Annotated in this window: 17 protein-coding genes; 12 read left to right on the top strand and 5 right to left on the bottom strand. The window is 66.5% G+C overall.

The window, feature by feature from the left end:
- Window position 1: 1 nt before the first annotated feature.
- Complete coding sequence (locus VG566_RS14340; protein ID WP_014645571.1) at window positions 2–1,165, bottom strand: isovaleryl-CoA dehydrogenase; 1,164 nt, start codon at window positions 1,163–1,165, stop codon at window positions 2–4.
- A 159-nt stretch (window positions 1,166–1,324) separates the two neighbouring features.
- Between VG566_RS14340 and VG566_RS14335 the strand changes: the two genes are divergently transcribed.
- The 3 genes from VG566_RS14335 (at window position 1,325) to VG566_RS14325 (ending at window position 4,322) form a co-directional block, all read left to right on the top strand.
- Window positions 1,325–1,942 carry a TetR/AcrR family transcriptional regulator gene (locus VG566_RS14335; protein ID WP_014645572.1) on the top strand — a complete coding sequence of 206 codons (618 nt, stop codon included), beginning with the start codon at window positions 1,325–1,327 and terminating at the stop codon, window positions 1,940–1,942.
- A 208-nt stretch (window positions 1,943–2,150) separates the two neighbouring features.
- Entirely contained in the window at window positions 2,151–2,669 is a 519-nt protein-coding gene (locus VG566_RS14330) for a c-type cytochrome (protein ID WP_014035592.1), read from the top strand.
- Between the two features lie 207 nt (window positions 2,670–2,876).
- The gene (locus tag VG566_RS14325; protein WP_014645574.1) at window positions 2,877–4,322 is read left to right on the top strand and encodes an ExeM/NucH family extracellular endonuclease; all 1,446 of its coding nucleotides are present in this window, start codon (window positions 2,877–2,879) and stop codon (window positions 4,320–4,322) included.
- Between the two features lie 122 nt (window positions 4,323–4,444).
- Here VG566_RS14325 and VG566_RS14320 read toward each other — a convergent pair whose 3' ends face one another.
- Window positions 4,445–5,302: a membrane protein gene (locus VG566_RS14320; protein ID WP_046428023.1), complete on the bottom strand. Its 858-nt coding sequence runs from the start codon at window positions 5,300–5,302 to the stop codon at window positions 4,445–4,447.
- Between the two features lie 43 nt (window positions 5,303–5,345).
- Between VG566_RS14320 and VG566_RS14315 the strand changes: the two genes are divergently transcribed.
- Window positions 5,346–6,017 carry an alpha/beta hydrolase gene (locus VG566_RS14315; protein ID WP_049407483.1) on the top strand — a complete coding sequence of 224 codons (672 nt, stop codon included), beginning with the start codon at window positions 5,346–5,348 and terminating at the stop codon, window positions 6,015–6,017.
- On the top strand, window positions 6,014–7,114 hold the full coding sequence (gene zapE, locus VG566_RS14310) for a cell division protein ZapE (RefSeq protein ID WP_134967192.1): 1,101 nt from the start codon (window positions 6,014–6,016) through the stop codon (window positions 7,112–7,114). Before VG566_RS14315 ends, zapE begins: the two co-directional genes overlap by 4 nt.
- 100 nt (window positions 7,115–7,214) lie before the next feature.
- Here the strand turns inward: zapE and VG566_RS14305 are convergent, their stop codons facing one another.
- Window positions 7,215–8,051, bottom strand: a complete 837-nt coding sequence (locus VG566_RS14305) for a DUF2884 family protein (RefSeq protein ID WP_032956617.1) — start codon at window positions 8,049–8,051, stop codon at window positions 7,215–7,217.
- Window positions 8,052–8,605: 554 nt separating this feature from the next.
- Here VG566_RS14305 and VG566_RS14300 point away from each other — a divergent pair.
- The 3 genes from VG566_RS14300 (at window position 8,606) to VG566_RS14290 (ending at window position 13,319) form a co-directional block, all read left to right on the top strand.
- Entirely contained in the window at window positions 8,606–11,008 is a 2,403-nt protein-coding gene (locus tag VG566_RS14300; RefSeq protein ID WP_032956619.1) for a ribonucleoside-diphosphate reductase subunit alpha, read from the top strand.
- Window positions 11,009–11,547: 539 nt separating this feature from the next.
- Window positions 11,548–12,231 (top strand): hypothetical protein, encoded by a 684-nt coding sequence (locus VG566_RS14295; protein ID WP_241884584.1) that lies wholly within the window; start codon window positions 11,548–11,550, stop codon window positions 12,229–12,231.
- Between the two features lie 65 nt (window positions 12,232–12,296).
- Window positions 12,297–13,319, top strand: coding sequence for a ribonucleotide-diphosphate reductase subunit beta (locus VG566_RS14290; protein WP_069138091.1), 1,023 nt, complete (start codon window positions 12,297–12,299; stop codon window positions 13,317–13,319).
- A 123-nt stretch (window positions 13,320–13,442) separates the two neighbouring features.
- On the opposite strand, the gene VG566_RS14285 is transcribed toward VG566_RS14290, so the two are convergent.
- Entirely contained in the window at window positions 13,443–14,078 is a 636-nt protein-coding gene (locus tag VG566_RS14285) for a LysE family translocator (protein ID WP_032956621.1), read from the bottom strand.
- 152 nt (window positions 14,079–14,230) lie between these two features.
- Between VG566_RS14285 and VG566_RS14280 the strand changes: the two genes are divergently transcribed.
- From VG566_RS14280 to VG566_RS14270, 3 genes are all read left to right on the top strand, one after another.
- Window positions 14,231–14,632 (top strand): acyl-CoA thioesterase, encoded by a 402-nt coding sequence (locus tag VG566_RS14280; protein WP_004153688.1) that lies wholly within the window; start codon window positions 14,231–14,233, stop codon window positions 14,630–14,632.
- A 56-nt stretch (window positions 14,633–14,688) separates the two neighbouring features.
- Window positions 14,689–15,495, top strand: a complete 807-nt coding sequence (locus VG566_RS14275; protein ID WP_100450898.1) for an NAD-dependent protein deacetylase — start codon at window positions 14,689–14,691, stop codon at window positions 15,493–15,495.
- Between the two features lie 141 nt (window positions 15,496–15,636).
- A complete protein-coding gene (locus VG566_RS14270) occupies window positions 15,637–16,737 on the top strand; it encodes an NADH:flavin oxidoreductase/NADH oxidase (protein ID WP_241884583.1) in 1,101 nt (366 codons plus the stop codon).
- 3 nt (window positions 16,738–16,740) lie between these two features.
- Here VG566_RS14270 and VG566_RS14265 read toward each other — a convergent pair whose 3' ends face one another.
- Window positions 16,741–17,652, bottom strand: coding sequence for a LysR family transcriptional regulator (locus tag VG566_RS14265; protein ID WP_164109154.1), 912 nt, complete (start codon window positions 17,650–17,652; stop codon window positions 16,741–16,743).
- Window positions 17,653–17,766: 114 nt separating this feature from the next.
- Here VG566_RS14265 and purU point away from each other — a divergent pair, with 114 nt between their 5' ends.
- Complete coding sequence (gene purU / locus VG566_RS14260) at window positions 17,767–18,618, top strand: formyltetrahydrofolate deformylase (RefSeq protein WP_005411937.1); 852 nt, start codon at window positions 17,767–17,769, stop codon at window positions 18,616–18,618.
- Window positions 18,619–18,708: the final 90 nt, after the last annotated feature.

The raw sequence follows: 18,708 nt of genomic DNA, 5'->3' as shown, positions 1-18,708 counted from the left end.
CTTACAGGGTGCGCTGGAACAGTTCGCGGCCGATCAGCATGCGGCGGATCTCCGAGGTGCCGGCGCCGATTTCATACAGCTTGGCGTCGCGCCACAAGCGGCCGGTCGGGTATTCGTTGATGTAGCCGTTGCCGCCGAGGATCTGGATCGCCTGGCCGGTCAGCCAGGTGGCCTTCTCGGCGGCGTACAGGATCGCACCGGCGGCGTCCTGGCGGGTGGTGCGGCCCTGGTCGCAGGCGCGCGCCACGGCATAGACATACGCGCGGCAGGCACCCAGGCCCACGTACATGTCGGCGATCTTGGCCTGGATCAGCTGGAAGCTGCCGATCGGTTCGCCGAACTGGTGGCGCTCGTGCACATAGGGCATGACCACGTCCATGGCCGCGGCCATCAGGCCCAGCGGGCCACCGGACAGCACCACGCGCTCGTAGTCCAGGCCGGACATCAGTACGCGCACGCCACCGCCGACCTGGCCCAGCACGTTCTCTTCGGGAATCTCGCAGTCCTGGAACACCAGCTCGCAGGTGGGCGAGGAGCGCATGCCGAGCTTGTCCAGCTTCTGCGCGGTGGAGAAGCCCTTCATGCCCTTCTCGACCAGGAACGCGGTGATGCCCTTGGCACCGGCCTCCATGTCGGTCTTGGCGTAGACCACCAGCACGTCGGCATCCGGGCCGTTGGTGATCCACATCTTGTTGCCGTTGAGCACGTAGCGGTCGCCGCGCTTGTCGGCACGCAGCTTCATCGACACCACGTCCGAACCGGCACCCGGTTCGCTCATCGCCAGTGCGCCGACCAGGCTGCCATTGCACAGGCCGGGCAGGAAGCGCTGCTTCTGTTCTTCGTTGCCGTTCTTGCGCAGCTGGTTCACGCACAGGTTGGAGTGCGCGCCATAGGACAGGCCGATGCCGCCGGAGGCGCGCGAGATTTCTTCCATCGCCACCACGTGGGCCAGGTAGCCCATGCCGGTACCACCGTATTCTTCTTCCACGGTGAGGCCGAGCAGGCCCTGTTCGCCCAGCTTCGGCCACAGGGCCAGCGGGAACTGGTTGCTGGCATCAGCCTCGGCGGCCAGCGGTGCGACCTCGGCGGCGGCAAAATGGGCCACGCTCTGGCGCAGCAGGTCGATGTCTTCGCCAAGATCGAAGTTCAGGGATGGCACGTGCATTGTGGTGGCTCCACGGCGGGATGGCAGGGAATGGACGCACCCGGCGGGGGAGCGGGCGGCGGTCGGCAGGACCGCCACCCGCACGGGCGATGGCCCCAGCGTAGCGGGGTTCGGATAAGAAGTGAATACGAATTCAAAAATTGAAACTAGAATCAGAACATGGCCTATAAACGCTCTGCATTGATGGAAGAACGCCTGGCGGGCGCCCGTGAACGGATCCTGCTGGCCACCCGCGAGCTGGTCGCCACCGGCGGCTGGCGCAACGCCCCGGTGACCGCCGTGGCGACCCAGGCGGGGGTGTCCACCGGCCTGATCTATCGCCACTTCCCGTCCAAGGCCGAGCTGTTCGTGGAGGTGCTCAACGCCGCGGTGGCCCACGAGGTCGCGATCATGGAGCGCATCGCCAGCGGTCCGGAGGTGGCCAGCGAGCGCCTGCGGCTGGCAATCACCGCCTTCGTCCGCCGCGCCCTGGCCGGGCCGGGGCTGGCGCACGCCTTCATCGTCGAACCGGTCGATCCGGACGTGGAGGCCGAGCGCATGCGCGGACGTCGCGCGTTCGGCGACGTGTTCCTGCGGCTGGTGGAGGAAGGCGTGGCCGCCGGTGAGCTGCCGGCGCAGGACGCGCATGTGGCCGCCGCGTGCCTGGTCGGCGCCTTCACCGAAGCGATGGTCGGTCCGACCGCGCCCAGCCGCGAAGCGCACCGCGACGAAGACGCGCTGGTGGATGCGATCTGCAGCTTCTGCCTGCGCGCGATCGGTGCCCCGGTAATCCGGTAGCGCCGGCCGCTGGCCGGCTTCTGTTGCTGGGGTCAGATCCCTTTTGCGCCGCAAAAGGGATCTGACCCCATCCCCGACCGCATCCCCCGGCATGTTGCGCCGCACCAGCAGTGACGCCTGTTGTCGCACGCAAGGCGCGTTCTATACTCGGTCCATCACGCAGTCGCTCAGCCGTGGTCCAACGACTATCAGCCAGGGGTAACGAAGAGTGCGGAATTACGATCTGGAGTTCCTGAAACGCTTCTCCATGGTGATCGCGCTGCTGGCGACCATCACCCTCGGCCTCATCCTCCTTGCCGCCTACATCCACACCCGGATTCCGCCCGAGGTGTCGCCCACTGCGGCCAAGCGCACCGAACAGCGCATTTCGCCCACCGGCGCGGTCTATGCCGGCAGCACCGGCGCCGCCGCGCAGGCCGCTGCCAAGGCCGCCGCGCTGGCCAAGGCGGCGTCGCAGGTGGCCTACGGCGGCACCAAGGATGGCAAGGTGATCTTCGACAACCTGTGCACCGCCTGCCACACTAACGGTGTGGGCATGGCACCGACGCTGGACCATTCGCATTGGGACAAGCGCATCGCGCAGGGCAAGGACACCCTCTACAAGCACGCCATCGAGGGCTATACCGGCCCCGACGGCGGGATCATGCCGCCCAAGGGCGGCAACCCGGCGCTGACCGAAGAACAGATCCACGCCACCGTGGACTGGATGCTGGGCAACCTGAAGTAACCGCCGCAACGCGCCGCCTCCTGTAGAGCCGAGCCCGCGCTCGGCTGCTCTCCGCGCGGTGTGGCCAGGTGCAGCCGAGCATGGGCTCGGCTCTACGATCCCCCGGCTTTGCCCACCGAGGCCTGATCGCTCATATGCCCCGCTGCGCAGGCGGGGTTTCGCATTTCAGGGTTAGTCTGTGCGCCTCTTCCATGGAGTCGCCCGTTGATGCGCCGCCGTTCCCTCGCCCTTGCCCTGTCCCTGCTGCTGCCGGCCGGCGCCTTTGCCCAGGCCCAGCCGCAGGCCACGCCGGTCGCGCCGCCCTCCGTCGCGCGCGGCAGCGCCACTGTGGTGCTGACCGCTGCGCCGGCCGACTGGCGCGCGCTGGATGGGCAGCGCGTGCGCATCGCCGCGCCGCTCACCCTGGCCGGTACCGACGGCCTGCAGCACTTCGGCCAGCTCACGGTGGCGTTCGATGGCCGTCTCTGGCAGCCGACCGAAGTGGCCGCGCCGGGCACTGCCGGCTATGAGCAGGTGATGGCCGACAACCGGCGCCGCCGCCTGGTGCTGGAAGATGGCAGCGATGCCCGCGACCCCGCCAGCGTGCCCTACCTGCCGGGCAACCCGGTGCTGCGCACCGGCATGCAGCTGCGCAACGTGGAGGGCATCGTGCGCGTGGACGCGCAGGGCCATCCGCGCCTGCAGGTCGAAGGCGCGCTGAAGCTGCCGGAACTGAAGCGCCCGGCAGTACCCACGGTGCCGGGAAGCCTGCACGTGGCCGCCTTCAACCTGGAGAATTTCTTCAATGGTGACGGCCAGGGCGGTGGCTTCCCGACGCTGCGCGGCGCGCGCACGCTGGACGAGCACAAGGCGCAGCTCGCCAAGCTGGTCACCACGGTCAACGCGTTGGGCGCCGATGTCGCTGCGCTGATGGAACTGGAGAACGACGGCTACGGCCCGCAGTCGGCCATCGCCGAACTGGTCGATGCGCTCAACCGCGACCGCGGCGCGCAGGGCGACTGGCGCTTCGTCGACGCCGGCAACGGCCCCGGCGACAACCCGATCCGGGTCGGCATCATCTATCGCAGCACGCGCCTGCAGCCGGTCGGCAAGCCGGCCACGCTGACCGGCGGCCCGTTCGTCGAGCACAGCCGCGTACCGTTGGCGCAGGCCTTCCAGGGCAAGCAGGGCGCGCCGTTTGTGGTGGTTGCCAACCATTTCAAATCGAAGGGTTGCCGTGACGCGGCCGGTGCCGACGCCGATCGCAACGACAATCAGGGCTGCTGGAACGCCACCCGTGTGACGTCGGCGCAGCAGCTGCACGCCTGGCTGCAGACCGATCCGACCGGTACCGGCGCCAGGGACGCGGTGCTGCTGGGTGACTTCAATGCCTACGCGATGGAAGACCCGATCCGCGCCCTGCATGATCTGGGCTGGCAGGACGCGTTCAAGGTGGCCAAGGTCGAGCATCCCTACAGCTACGTCTACAACGGCTACACCGGCCGTCTCGACCACGCGCTGCTGAACCCGGGCATGGCCAGGCGCCTGCGCGGTGCCGCCGAATGGCACAGCAACGCCGACGAGCAGGACGCCAGCGGCTACCAGGGCCGCAACGTGCAGGGCCCGTGGCGCAGCTCCGACCACGACCCGCTGCTGCTGGGCTTCGACAAGTAACGCGCCAGGCCGGGGTCGGATCCCATTCCCACGGAATGGGCTCTGACCCAAGGCATCGCGGGGTCTGAGGCGTAGGGGTCAGAGCCCATTCCGTGGGAATGGGATCCGACCCCGGGTATCGCTCACCCCCAGGCGATCATCCCGATCGCCAGCACCGCCAGCGCCAGTCCCGCGCGGTTCCACTTCGTGGTGGCCTCGCCGAAGACGAACATGCCTACCAGCGCGCCCAGCACCACCACGCCGATGTTCATGCCGGCGAACACGGTGGCCGGGCTCTCTGGCATCGCCTGGTGCGCATGCACATAGAACAGGATGTTGCCGCCATTGAGCAGGCCCAGCAGTGCACCCGCGCCGAGGTTGCGCCAGGCCAGTCGGCTGCGGCCACTGACATGCCGCCACAGCTGCATTGCCAGCATCAGCACGAAGGCGACGCTGAAACTGGCCAGCACCGCCGCCATCGACGGCGTGCCGGACAGCGCCACCTGCTTGAGCAGCACGTCCACCACTGCGAATCCGGCCCATACGCCCAGCAGCCAGCCCCAGCCGCCGGGTGAGGACGCCACCGCCGGGCCGCGCGGGCGCAGGCTGATGGCCACCATCGCCAGCAGGCCCAGGCCCAGGCCGGCCAGTTTCCAGGGCGTTGCGGTCTGGCCGAAGCACAGGAAGGCGGCGGCCAGGGAAAGCAGCAACGACAGCCGCTGCGCCACGTCGCTGCGGACGATGCCGGCCACCGCCACCGCGCGGCCCAGTACCAGGAAGATCGAGGGCAGCACCACCGCCAGCGCCAGCAGTGACAGCCACGGCGCATGCGGCGCGCGCAGCGCATCCAGCGGTGGCTGCAGCACCACGGCGGTGAGCGTTGCCGCCACCAGATAGTTCCAGGTGACCATCTGCGCAACATCCAGCTGGCGGCGTGCGGCCACCTTCAACAACACCGAAACCAGCACACTGCAGATCACGGCCAGTGACAGATAGAGCATGGGGCGGGCACAGGGCAGGGGCGGGGGACGGTATCATGGTGCCATGCACAAGCCCTTGTTCCCCGTTGCCCCCGGCGAAACCGCCTGCCTCGAACTGGACGGCCCGGCCGGCCCGCTGGAAGTGGTCGTCGACCTGCCCAAGGCCGATGTGCCGGTGCAGCCGATCGTGGCCATCGTCTGCCATCCGCTGTCCACCGAAGGTGGCACCCTGCACAACAAGGTGGTCACCATGACCGCCTCCACCCTGCGCGAGCTGGGCATCGCCACGGTGCGCTTCAACTTCCGCAGCGTGGGTGGTTCGGCTGGCACCTTCGATGGCGGCGTGGGCGAGCAGGATGACCTGAAGGCCGTCGCGGCCTGGGTGCGCAGCCAGCGCCCGGACGACCGCCTGTGGCTGGCCGGTTTCAGCTTCGGCGCGTTCGTGTCGCTGAAGGCCGCCGCCACGCTGCAGCCGGAAGCGCTGATCTCGATCGCGCCGCCGGCCGGTCGCTGGGATTTCGACGGCATCGCGCCGCCGGCGCGCTGGCTGGTGATCCAGGGCGAGCAGGACGAGATCGTCGACCCGCAGGTCGTCTACCAGTGGCTGGACACGCTGGACGCCCCGCATGAGCTGGTACGCATGCCCGAGACCAGCCACTTCTTCCACCGCAAGCTGATCGACCTGCGCGGCGCGCTGACCCACGGCGTCAAGCACTGGCTGGGCGCGGCGGCATGAGTGCACCCGAGCTGACCCCGTCGCAGCGGTATGCGGAAGGGGTTGCCCGTGGCGACTGGCAGAACGACCCGGCCCAGCATGCGGCGCTGGCCGAGCTGGACCGCATCCACCTGGGCCTGCTGGACAGTGCCGAGGATGGCTGGCTGGACCGCCTGTCTTCGTTCTGGAAGAAGCCCGAGCCGATCAAGGGCCTGTACTTCTGGGGCGGCGTCGGTCGTGGCAAGACCTTCCTGGTCGACCTGTTCTACGACGGGCTGCCGATCAAGCAGAAGTACCGCACCCATTTCCACCGCTTCATGCGCAGCGTCCATGAGCGCCTGCGCGAGCACCAGGGCCAGAGCGACCCGCTGGCGAAGATCGCCCAGGAATGGCGCAGCAACCTGCGCGTGCTGGTGCTGGACGAGTTCTTCGTCACCGACATCGGCGATGCGATGCTGCTGGCGCGGCTGCTGGAGCGCCTGTTCGCCGAGGGCGTGACCCTGGTCACCACCTCCAACACCGCAGTGGAGAACCTGTACCTCAACGGCCTGCAGCGCGAGAGCTTCCTGCCGGCCATCGGCCTGCTGCAGCGCTTCTGCGTGGAGCTGTACGCCGAAGGTACCGAGGATTACCGGATGCGCGCGCTGACCCGCTCGCCGGTATACCGCGCACCGCTGGCGGCCGACAGCGATGAGTGGCTGGCCACGCGCTGGAACGAGTTGAGTGGCGGCCAGCCGGCCAAGGCCGGCAACATCGAGATCGAGGGCCGCAAGATCCCGGTACGCGGCCGTGGCAAGAGCATTGCCTGGTTCGATTTCGCCGCGCTGTGCGAAGGCCCGCGCGGGCCCTCGGATTACATCGAGATCGCGCACGAGTTCAACACGGTGCTGCTGGGCGGCATTCCCGCCTTCGACCGCTTGAATGAGGATGCCGCGCGCCGCTTCGTCAACCTGATCGACGAGCTGTACGACCGCCACGTCAACCTGGTCTGCACCGCCAGCACCTCGCCGATCGAGCTGTACACCGGCCAGCGCCTGCAGGGCGCGTTCGAACGCACCGCCTCGCGCCTGATCGAGATGCAGAGCGCCGAGTACCTGGGTACCCCGCACCGGGCGTGAGGGCGGTTTACTGTAGAGCCGAGCCCACGCTCGGCTGCTTCTGGATGATGTGCCGAAAGGGAGCCGAGCATGGGCTCGGCTCTACAGCAGCGCCGCGCAGCTATCGGGAAGGCGCCACCGCATTCCCACGCGGCCGCTCATCCGGCCCGGCCGACACCTGCAGGCCCGAGCCATCGCCGTGCTCCACCCGTACGCTCTCGCTGCGCTCCAGCAGCCGCAGCGGTTGGCCTTGGTAGCGCACTTCCAGCGCGTCATGGGTGTCGGCCAGCGACTGCACCAGCGGGCACAGCGACTGTGCTTGGGCCTCGATGCGTTCGGCGCGGCCTTCCAGCTGCTGTTCCATCTGCGCGTCCAGACGGTCGGCGCGTGCCTCCATCGCATCGCTGCGTCCGGTGAAGATCTGCCACAGCATGCTGCGGGCGATGGAGGCGGACAGCGACTCGGCCATGTCCTGCACCTTGGCCTCGAAGCCTGGCCCGAACACAGCCTGTTCCCAGTAGCCCTTGCCCAGCGTGCCGCCGATCCAGTCATCGGCCTGCCGGCGCAGGCGCCGGACCTTGCGGCTGTTGGCGGTACCGGTGAGGCTTTCATAGACCCCGTCGAGCACGTCGAAGCTCAGTCCGCTCACTTCATGGGCCAGCGCCGTGGCGGCCGGCATCAGCTGCCGTGCCCCGGCCTCCATCTGCCGAAGGCGGGCCGCGTCGGCCTCGCTGACCGGCACGACCGTGTCGTCCAGGCTCAGCACGCCATCGTGGAACACCACCTCGTGCGGTGCCTGCGGGCCATGCCGCAGCCAGATGCCACCGCTGTCCACCAGCACGTCATAGTCGGTGTGGATACCGCACTGGTCCGCGCGCAGCTTCGGGGTGTCAGCGGCAATTGCAGGTACGGTGACCACAGCAGCCAGCAGGGCCAAGGCGGGTGCTGACAGGCGCATGGTGGAATCCTTTCCGGTCATTGCAGGACCCCAGCATCCCGCGTTCGGCAGGCGCCGTCACCCGCCGAAAGTCACTGCGCGATGGCGATTCGTCCGGCCATACCGGCTTTCCCACCGGCTGCCCACCACCTATCCACAGGGTTGTCCCTAGCCAGTTTCATCACTGTCATGTGAAGCTGTCATTGTTCCGTTTTCGCGGTGCGTTGTGCCACCGCAATGACGCCTTTCGGACTTGACTGCGCAGCCCGTTCCGGCAGGTCTGAAGCGTCTGATCAGGGCGCCGATGGCACGATCCTTGCGGCGCAAGGGATTGCCGAATTTCACTACATTTGGCGTTGACGGACCCCATTACCCCCACTATCTTGTGGCCGTCGGTCGCAGCAACCCCCATTCCAGGGGTTGCCCCGGGGTACCCATCCGCGATCGTCAACGGCAGTGGCAGGCGCAGGGTCTCATCCCCTGCGACGCCGTCCTGCCATCCTGGGCTGTCATGTCCCGGGCCGCGTCACCCGATGCATCGAGCACCCCCAAATCACGCCAAGAGGACACACGCCGTGAGCACCGAATCCAGCGCCACCATCGAGAAGGAAAGCGAATTCCTGTTGACGTCGCCGCCGACGGCCAACGCGATGAGTGTGACCAAGCGCAATGGGACCACCGAACTGGTGGACCTGAACAAGATCGTGCGTGCGGTGCAGCGTTCCTCCGAAGGCCTGCACGCCGTGGATCCGATGCGCGTGGCCACCCGCACCATTTCCGGCCTGTACAACGGTGCCACCACCCGCGAGCTGGACGAACTGTCCATCCGCACCGCCGCCCTGCTGATCGGTGAAGAGCCCGAGTACGGCCGTCTCGCCGCGCGCCTGCTGGCCAACTACATCGCCAAGGAAGTCTCGGGCCAGGAAATCTACGCCTTCTCGCAGTCGGTCAGCCGTGGCCATGAAGTCGGCCTGATCAACGACCGCCTGCTGAACTTCGTGCAGACCAACGCACGCAAGCTCAACGATGCCATCGACATCTCGCTGGACCTGAACTTCGATTACTTCGGCCTGCGTACCCTGTACGACCGTTACCTGCTGCGCCACCCGCACACCCGCAAGGTGATCGAGACCCCGCAGCAGTTCTTCCTGCGCATCGCCAGCGCGCTGAGCGAGGACGTGTCCGAGACCCTGGCGCTGTACAAGCGCATGGGCAACCTGGACTACCTGCCGTCCAGCCCGACCCTGTTCAATTCCGGCACCACCCACGAGCAGCTGTCCTCGTGCTTCCTGCTGGACTCGCCGCAGGACTCGCTGGAATCGATCTATTCCAAGTACGGCGACATCGCCCAGCTGTCAAAGTTCTCCGGCGGCATCGGCGTCAGCTACACTCGCGTGCGTTCGCGTGGTTCGCTGATCAAGTCGACCAATGGCCATTCCAACGGCATCGTGCCGTGGCTGAAGACCATGGATTCGTCGGTGGCCGCAGTGAACCAGGGCGGCAAGCGCAAGGGCGCGGCCTGCGTGTACCTGGAAACCTGGCACGCCGACATCGAGGACTTCCTCGAGCTGCGCGACAACACCGGTGACGAAGCCCGTCGTGCGCACAACCTGAACCTGGCCAACTGGGTGCCGGACCTGTTCATGAAGCGCGTCGAAGCCGACCAGGAATGGTCGCTGTTCGATCCGCGCGTCGTGCCGGAGTTCACCGACCTGTTCGGCGAAGCCTTCGAGCAGGCCTACCTGCAGGCCGAAGCCCAGGGCAAGGCCAACCGCACCATCTCCGCGCGCAAGCTGTATGCCCGCATGATGCGTACCCTGGCCGAGACCGGCAACGGCTGGATGACCTTCAAGGACAAGTGCAACCGCGCCAGCAACCAGACCCTGCGTCCGGGCAACGTGATCCACCTGTCCAACCTGTGCACGGAAATCCTGGAGGTCACCTCCAACGATGAAACCGCCGTGTGCAACCTGGGTTCGATCAACCTGGGCAACCACTTCGACGAGCACAACGAGTTCGACTTCGAGAAGCTGGCCGAGACCGTTCGCCTGGCCGTGCGCCAGCTCGACCGCGTCATCGACCTGAACTTCTACCCGATCGAGACCGCCCGCCGCGCCAACCTGCGCTGGCGTCCGGTCGGCCTGGGCTGCATGGGCCTGCAGGACGTGTTCTTCCGCAAGCGCCTGCCGTTCGACAGCGCCGAAGCCCGCGCCCTGTCGAAGAAGATTGCCGAAGCGATCTACTTCCACGCGCTGGAAACCTCCTGCGAGCTGGCCCAGGAACGTGGCAAGCACCCGTCGTTCAACGACACCCGTGCCGCCGGTGGCGAACTGCAGTTCGACGCCTGGAACGTGGTGCCGGAAGACACCGCGCGCTGGGATGCCCTGCGCGCCCGCATCAAGGAACACGGCCTGCGCAACTCGCTGATGATCGCGATCGCCCCGACCGCGACCATCGCCTCGATCGCCGGCTGCTACGAGTGCGTCGAGCCGCAGGTGTCCAACCTGTTCAAGCGCGAGACCCTGTCCGGTGACTTCCTGCAGGTCAACCGTTACCTGGTGAACGAGCTGAAGAAGCTGGGCCTGTGGACGCCGGAAATGCGCGATGCCATCAAGCTGGCCGAAGGCTCCATCGCGGGTCTGCCACAGATCCCGGAAACGCTGCGCGAGGTCTATCGCACCGCGTGGGAACTGCCGATGCGTTCGCTGATCGACATGGCCGCCGAACGTGGCGCCTTCATCGACCAGTCGGCCTCGCTCAACCTGTTCATGGAAAGCCCGAACATCGGCGCGATGTCCTCCATGTACATGTACGCCTGGAAGCAGGGCATCAAGACCACCTACTACCTGCGTTCGCGCCCGGCCACCAAGATCGCCAAGACCACGGTCAGCGCTGCGGCCCCGGCCAAGGTGTTCAGCCCGGACGAAGCCATCGCCTGCTCGCTGGAAAACCCGGAAGCCTGCGAGGCCTGCCAGTAAAAAAGAAGGGCCCCGAGTTACAGCTCGGGGCCCTTCTGATGCTTCACAAAACATCCAACGCTTGGTCAGGGTGTTCTTGCTCTGCTACTTCGTCTAGGAAGTGCGCCAACTATACCTTTTCTGCAATTGGAAAAGGTTAGATGCAGATCAAGATTCGAGACCAAGCCCCCTGAACCGTTAAGAGGCTTGATCATGAGTAGAAATACTAAAACTAGCTCCGCTTCGGCTGCCTCGCTGGCGGCACGTACTCTCAACAATGGAAGCTCGTCTGGGCTTGAGCGATCTCTCGCAGGCTCGGTATTGGCTCAGCGTGGGACTGCCAGTCAGACCGGGGCTCGAATGGAAGAGCGTGCGGGCCGCGCACTGAACAACGAGCGATCGTCTGCCACCACGCGTACGTTGGCAGCCAGCTTGGTGTCACAGTCGAATAAGGCTCGATAGCAAGAACTGGCTGGGCTACTTCAGGTAGCCCAGCCCTTCTAGAGAGCTTAGTCATTGATTGTGCAAACAGTCTCAGTACGATTCCAAGGAGTTAGCTAATGCAAGACCCTCGAATCAGTTTGAACAAGCTTGGCGAATACATGACGGCGCCGACCCCCTCGCGACGTAAACGTATTGTTTCAGATCAGCAGACACCGCAGCCTTTTATTGCTGCACGCTACAAGGATGCACGAGAGGCGATTGTTGATTTCATCGTCTCGGGCATGAGTGATCGTACCGGGTTGTTGTCACTGGCTTCTCAGCTTCGCAAGAGTAAAGAGGGATCTGAGTTTGCTATCAATGATCGAATCGCCTCCGCCGATGCTATTGAGAGCTTCATTCAGGCTGTCGATCAAATTGATCTGGGCAATTGCGTTGCCGTGTCGATGCCCGGCACGATCTCCCAAGGCATGACGATCGCAGGTGTGTATGTATCTGTACGGCCTGATATCTATCTGCGGAACTGGTTGACTGGCGAGATTGAAGGAGCTCTCAAACTTCATTTCCCTAAAACTTCGCCTTTGACCTCAGCCGGCGCGGAGTACGTTGCCACCGCCATGCGCGTTTACATGCAGCTCGAGCAAGGCAATTCGCATGTGGATCACCGCAAGTGTTACGTCGTTGACGTGCCGACAGCGTCCGTGACCGTTGCGCCTAAAGCTCATGTCCGGAAGATGAAGGACATTCAGGCGGCGTGCGAGGAAATTGCGATCCGGTGGTTCAGCGGATCAGCTGCAGCGTAGTTTCGACTAGTATTGGACCATTCGCCGGGCCACCTTGGCCCGGCAGAAATTGACGAGATATAGAAATGACATCAACCACCCCCAAGCAGATGCTGCTCGATCCCGGTTTTGAACTGACCCTGCGCCCGATGCGCTACCCGCAGTTCTATGACATGTACCGGAATGCGATCAAGAACACCTGGACGGTGGAAGAGATCAACTTCCAGATCGACATCACCGACCTGCACAGCAAGATGTCGCCGGGTGAGCGCCACCTGATCCACCGCCTGGTCGCGTTCTTCGCCACCGGCGATTCGATCGTGTCCAACAACCTGGTGCTGAACCTGTACCAGCACTTGAATGCGCCCGAAGCGCGCATGTACCTGTCGCGCCAGCTGTATGAGGAAGCACTGCACGTGCAGTTCTACCTGACCCTGCTGGACAACTACCTGCCGGATCCGGAAGAGCGCGCCAAGGCGTTCTCGGCGGTGGAGAACATCGACTCGATCAAGAAGAAGGCCGATTTCTGCTTCAAGTGGATCGACTCGATCCAGGACCTGACCCGCATCGAGACCCGCGAACAGCGCCGCCAGTTCCTGCTCAACCAGATCTGCTTTGCCGCCTGCATCGAAGGCCTGTTCTTCTTCGCTGCGTTCGCCTACGTGTACTACTTCCGTTCGCGCGGCCTGCTGCCGGGCCTGGCCTCGGGCACCAACTGGGTGTTCCGCGACGAGAGCGCGCACATGGAGTTTGCGTTCGAGTCGGTGCGCGTGGTGCGTGAGGAAGAGCCAGACCTGTTCGACGACGAGATGAAGCAGCAGGTCTACGACATGCTGGCCGAAGCCATCGAATGCGAAGTGCAGTTCGCCGAGGACGTGCTGTCCGGCGGCGTGGCCGGCATCTCGACCCGCGACATGCGCCAGTACCTGCAGCACTGCGCCGACCAGCACTTCGCCAAGCTGGGCATGGAAAAGAAGTACAACGTGCGCAACCCGCTGCCGTTCATGGAACTGCAGGACGTGCAGGAGCTGACCAACTTCTTCGAACGCCGCGTCTCGGCCTACCAGGTCGGCGTTCAGGGCGAAGTCGCCTTCGACATGAACTTCTGATCGAACCGGCCAGGCCTGTCGCAACGAAGAACCCCGGCCAATGCCGGGGTTTTTTGTTTCCGTAGCGTCGAGCCACGCTCGACTGCTGCTCGCAAGAAAGTCGAGCATGGCTCGACTCTACAATCAGCGCCGCCCTTCCACCGCCATGCGCACCGCCAGCCCGGCCAGCACCGTGCCCATCAGCCAGCGCTGCACCATCTGCCAGGTGGGGCGCGCGGCCAGGAAGCCGGCGATGCTGCCGGCGGTCAGCGCGATCATGCCGTTCACGCTGACGCTGACCAGGATCTGGGTGGAGCCCAGCACGATCGACTGCATCAGCACGCTGCCTTCGCCGTCCGGGTGCAGGAACTGTGGCAGCAGCGACAGGTACATCACCGCCACCTTCGGGTTCAGCAGATTGGTCAGGAAGCCCATCGTGAACAGCTTGCGCGGGCTGTCCTGCGGCAGGTCACGCACGGCGAACGGCGAACGGCCGCCGGGCCTGAGCGCCTGCCAGGCCAGGTACAGCAGGTACAGCGCGCCGCCGATGCGCAGCGCGTCGTAGGCGAACGGCACGGTCATCAGCAGGGCGGTGATGCCCAGTGCCGCACACAGCATGTAGAACACAAAGCCCAGCGCCACCCCGCCCAGCGAGATCAGGCCAGCCATCGGCCCCTGGCAGATCGAGCGCGAGATGACGTAGATCATGTTCGGCCCGGGCGTGAGCACCATGGCCAGCGAAACCAGCGCGAAGGCCAGCAGGTCGGAAGTGGCGGGCATGGGCAGTCCTGGCAGTGGGCGTGGCGCAGTGTAACGCCTGCCGCAGGCGCGGCCTGCGCAGGCACCGCTGCCGGGTGACCGTTGCACGTGCATGCCGATGGCCATCACGCCGGTCGCTTAGAATCCGCAGCACCCCACACCGAAGCACCCCCATGACCCCGATCCCCGAGACCGTGCCGCCCACCGAAGTGCGCATGGCTGAAATCGTCTTCCCCAACCACACCAACCACCTGGGCACCCTGTTCGGTGGCCAGGCATTGGCATGGATGGACAAGGCCGCGTTCCTGGCCGCCGCCCGCTATTCGCGCCGCACCGTGGTGACCGCGCGCAGCGACCAGGTCGACTTCAAGCTGCCGATCCGCATCGGCCAGATGGTGGAAACCATCGGCCGCATCGTCGAAGTCGGCCGCAGCTCGATGAAGGTCGAGGTGGAACTGGTCGCCGAGGACCTGCACAGCGGCGAGCGCAAGCTGTGCACCCGCGGCCACTTCGTGATGATCGCGCTGGACGAGGAAGGCCACCCGATCGCGGTGCCGCCGCTGCCGGCCGCCTGAGACCAGCGGCTGAACCGGTGCTTGCGGGGGCGCTGCGGCGCCCCCATCTGGCAGCCATGACCCTGCCACTGACCGACTTCATCGACCGCGCCGAGCGCCTGTTCGTGCTGACCGGCGCGGGTTGCAGCACCGCCTCGGGCATACCCGATTACCGGGACGCCGACGGCCAGTGGAAACGCACGCCGCCGGTGACCTACCAGGCCTTCATGGGCGAGGCGACCACCCGCCAGCGTTACTGGGCGCGCAGCCTGCTGGGCTGGCCGCGCTTCGGCCTGGCCCGGCCCAACGGCACCCACCAGGCCCTGGCCGCCCTGGAAAGCCGCGGCAAGCTGCAGGTGCTGCTGACCCAGAACGTGGACGGCCTGCACCAGCGCGCCGGCAGCCGCAACGTGATCGACCTGCATGGCCGCCTGGATCTGGTGCGCTGCATGGGCTGCGAGCGCCGCAGTGGCCGCGAGGATTTCCAGCAGCGGCTGCTGGACGCCAATCCCGGCTGGGACGCGCTGGAGGCCGGCATCGCCCCGGATGGCGACGCCGACCTGGAGACCGATTTCTCCACATTCGTGGTGCCCGATTGCCCGCACTGCGGCGGCGTGCTGAAGCCGGACGTGGTGTTCTTCGGCGAGAACGTGCCGCGCGAGCGGGTGGCGGCGGTGCACGATCATCTGCAGCAGGCCGATGCGGTGCTGGTGGTGGGGTCGTCACTGATGGTCTATTCCGGCTTCCGCTTCGTGCAGGCGGCGGCGAAGGCAGGGTTGCCGGTGGCGGCGTTGAACCGTGGCCGCACCCGTGCCGACGACCTGCTGTTGTTCAAGGATGAGCGGGACTGCGCTGAAGCCTTGTCCGGTTGGGTGGCGGGCTGAGCCGAGCGTCGGCTCGGCTCTACAAGGGGCTGTTCGGCGCTCGGCGGCATGATCGGCTGCGAAACAGCGATCCATCCAGACGGTTGATCCAGGAGCCGCGCAGCGGTGCAATACGCACCCCCTACGTCGTTCATCACCCCCTTGAGCCAGCTGTTTTCGCCGATCTCGTTCGGCCCCCTGACCCTGTCCAACCGCATCGTCATCGCGCCGATGTGCCAGTACTCCGCCGAAGACGGCCGCGCCAGCGACTGGCACGCCATGCACCTGGGCAACCTGGCGCAGTCCGGCGCCGGCCTGTTGATCCTGGAAGCCACCGCGGTCGAGCCGCGCGGCCGCATCAGCTGGGCCGACCTGGGCCTGTGGGATGACGGCACCGAGGCCGCGCTGGCACAGGTGCTGGCCAGCGTCCGCCGCTGGTCGCCGATGCCGCTGGGCATCCAGCTGGGCCATGCCGGCCGCAAGGCATCCACCGCCCGCCCGTGGGACGGGGGTGGCCAGTTGCCGGCCGGCGATGCGCGTGGCTGGGTCACCGTGGCGCCGTCGCCGCTGCCGTTCCATGCCGCCGATCCGGCACCGCAGGAACTGGACGAGGCCGGCATCGCCGAGGTCATCGCCGCCTTCGCTGCCAGTGCGGTGCGCGCCGAGCGCCTGGGTTTCGAGCTGATCGAGCTGCATGCCGCGCACGGTTACCTGCTGCACCAGTTCCTGTCGCCGCTGAGCAACCGCCGCACCGATGGTTACGGTGGGTCGCTGCCGAACCGCCTGCGCCTGCTGGTGGAAGTGTTCGACGCGGTACGCGCGGCGGTGTCCGACAAGGTCGCCGTGGGCGTGCGCATTTCCGCCAGCGATTGGGTCGAGGGTGGCTGGGACCTGGTGCAGAGCGAAGCACTGGCCCAGGTGCTGGACGCGCGCGGCTGCAATTTCCTGCATGTCTCCAGTGGCGGCCTGGACGAGCGCCAGAAGATCACCGTCGGCCCCGGTTACCAGGTGCCGTTCGCGGCGGCGATCAAGGCCAAGGTGCGCATGCCGGTGATCGCCGTGGGCATGATCACCGAACCGGAGCAGGCCGAATCGATCCTGCGCCATCGCCACGCCGATGCCGTGGCCCTGGCGCGCGGCATCCTCTACGACCCGCGCTGGCCGTGGCATGCCGCCGCCGCATTGCGCGACAGCGTTGAACCGGCGCCGCAGTACCTGCGCTGCGAGCCGCGCGATGCGCGCGGCGTGTTCAAGGCGCGCTGAGGCTCACACCCGCCAGGCCGGCGCCATGCCGGCCTGCAGGTGCTCGAACAGCGCGCGGATCTTGGCGGTGAAGTCGCGGCGATCGCTGACGCAGAAATAGACCTCCATCGGCTCCGGACGCCACGTGCTGTCGGCGCCGAACACGGCCTGCAGGCGTCCATCGCGCAGGTAGGGCTGGGCCACGAACGCAGCCAACCGCGTGATGCCGGCACCGGCCGCCGCCAGCGACGCCAGCGCATCGATGTCATCGCAGACCATGCTCGGCGGTAGCACGGCGTCCACACGCTGGCCGTCCTTCAGCAGGCCCCAGCGCAACGGCCGGCCATCGGTGGGGAAGCGGTGCAGCAGCCCGCGATGGCTGCCCAGATCCGATGGTTCCTGCGGGGTGCCATGGGCCTTCAGGTAGGCCGGCGAGGCGCAGAACACGAACGGCACGCGTGCCAGCTGCCGTGCGACCACGCCGTCTTCCAGCTGCGCGCCGATGCGGATGCTGGCATCCACCGCCTCTGGACCATGCTGCACGGCGCGGTCGGTCAGCCGCAGTTCCAGCTGCAGCTGCGGGTAGCGTTGCTGCAGTGACGGCAGCAACGGGGCCAGCACGTGGCGGCCGAACGCGCTGCTGCTGGCGATGCGCAGCGGCCCGGCCGGTTCGATATCACCGGAGGTGACCATCGCCTGCGCGCGCGCCAGGTCGGCCTCGATGTGGCGGACCTGCGCCAGGTACAGCGCGCCGGCCTCGCTGAGCGCCAGCTGGCGCGTACTCCGGTTCAGCAGCCGTACGCCCAGATGCGCTTCCAGCCGGTTGATGTTCTGGCCGACTGCGGTGGCGCTGATGCCAAGGATGCGGGCCGCGGCGGCAATGCTGCCGGTCTCTGCGGTGCGGGTGAAGCTGCGGATCAGTTGCAACAGGTTCATGACCGACCAGCTTGCCACGGTGATGGCCAAGTATCGCTTGGGACTGAACCAAGCGGTTCGGTTGCATCGGTGATCATCCGGCTGCTGGGCAGGAAGCTGCCCTACACTGTGGCGATGCGCCCCGATTCCATCCTCACCCTGTCCTGCCCCGACCGTACCGGCATCGTCTATCGCGTGTCCGGCCTGCTGTTCGACCACGGCTGCAACATCCTCGACGCCCAGCAGTTCGGCGATGAGGAAAGCGGCCGCTTCTTCCTGCGCGTGCATTTCGACCGTGACGCCGGCCTGCCGCTGGAGACCGTGCACGCCGCGATGGCCACGCTTGCCGAAGGCTTCGGCATGGACTGGCAGCTGCATGATGGCCGCCGCCGGGCACGCCTGCTGGTGCTGGTCAGCAAGCAGGGGCACTGCCTCAACGACCTGCTGTTCCGCGCCCACAGCGGCCAGCTGAAGGTCGACATTGCCGCGGTGGCCTCCAACCACGCCGACTTCGCGCCATTGGCCGCGTCCTACCAGGTACCGTTCCACCACCTGCCGGTGACCGCCGATACGCGTGCGGTGCAGGAGCAGCAGATCATCGACCTGGTCGAGCGCGAGCGCATCGACCTGGTGGTGCTGGCGCGCTACATGCAGATCCTGTCACCCACGCTGTGCCGCGCGCTGGCCGGGCGTGCGATCAACATCCATCACAGCTTCCTGCCCAGCTTCAAGGGCGCGCAGCCGTACCACCAGGCGCACGCGCGCGGGGTCAAGATCATCGGCGCCACCGCGCACTACGTCACCGAGGATCTGGACGAAGGACCGATCATCGAACAGGACGTGGCCCGCGTTGACCATGCGATGGCACCGCGCGAACTGGTGCGGCTGGGCAGCGATACCGAATCGCTGGTGCTGGCACGCGCCGTGCGCCGCCATGTGGAGCACCGCATCCTGCTCAACGGGCATCGCACGGTGGTGTTCCGGTAATCGCCCATCCCGCGTCCGCCGGGCATGGCCCGGCGCTACGCACGGATGTGATCCGGTAGTGCCGGCCGCTGGCCGGCAACTGCAGGGATC

This window comes from Stenotrophomonas sp. CASM114 (genome assembly GCF_049384325.1).
GTDB lineage: Bacteria > Pseudomonadota > Gammaproteobacteria > Xanthomonadales > Xanthomonadaceae > Stenotrophomonas > Stenotrophomonas muris.
Note: the sequence above shows the minus strand (reverse complement) of the source record. Positions and strands in the feature narration are given on the sequence as shown.

Bases quoted from the DNA above. Each gene is read 5' to 3' on its own strand.
- VG566_RS14340 (WP_014645571.1), bottom strand. From the start codon at position 1,165: ATGCACGTGCCATCCCTGAACTTCGATCTTGGCGAAGACATCGACCTG.
- VG566_RS14335 (WP_014645572.1), top strand. From the start codon at position 1,325: ATGGCCTATAAACGCTCTGCATTGATGGAAGAACGCCTGGCGGGCGCC.
- VG566_RS14325 (WP_014645574.1), top strand. From the start codon at position 2,877: ATGCGCCGCCGTTCCCTCGCCCTTGCCCTGTCCCTGCTGCTGCCGGCC.
- VG566_RS14320 (WP_046428023.1), bottom strand. From the start codon at position 5,302: ATGCTCTATCTGTCACTGGCCGTGATCTGCAGTGTGCTGGTTTCGGTG.
- VG566_RS14315 (WP_049407483.1), top strand. From the start codon at position 5,346: ATGCACAAGCCCTTGTTCCCCGTTGCCCCCGGCGAAACCGCCTGCCTC.
- zapE (WP_134967192.1), top strand. From the start codon at position 6,014: ATGAGTGCACCCGAGCTGACCCCGTCGCAGCGGTATGCGGAAGGGGTT.
- VG566_RS14305 (WP_032956617.1), bottom strand. From the start codon at position 8,051: ATGCGCCTGTCAGCACCCGCCTTGGCCCTGCTGGCTGCTGTGGTCACC.
- VG566_RS14295 (WP_241884584.1), top strand. From the start codon at position 11,548: ATGCAAGACCCTCGAATCAGTTTGAACAAGCTTGGCGAATACATGACG.
- VG566_RS14290 (WP_069138091.1), top strand. From the start codon at position 12,297: ATGACATCAACCACCCCCAAGCAGATGCTGCTCGATCCCGGTTTTGAA.
- VG566_RS14285 (WP_032956621.1), bottom strand. From the start codon at position 14,078: ATGCCCGCCACTTCCGACCTGCTGGCCTTCGCGCTGGTTTCGCTGGCC.
- VG566_RS14280 (WP_004153688.1), top strand. From the start codon at position 14,231: ATGACCCCGATCCCCGAGACCGTGCCGCCCACCGAAGTGCGCATGGCT.
- VG566_RS14275 (WP_100450898.1), top strand. From the start codon at position 14,689: ATGACCCTGCCACTGACCGACTTCATCGACCGCGCCGAGCGCCTGTTC.
- VG566_RS14265 (WP_164109154.1), bottom strand. From the start codon at position 17,652: ATGAACCTGTTGCAACTGATCCGCAGCTTCACCCGCACCGCAGAGACC.
- purU (WP_005411937.1), top strand. From the start codon at position 17,767: ATGCGCCCCGATTCCATCCTCACCCTGTCCTGCCCCGACCGTACCGGC.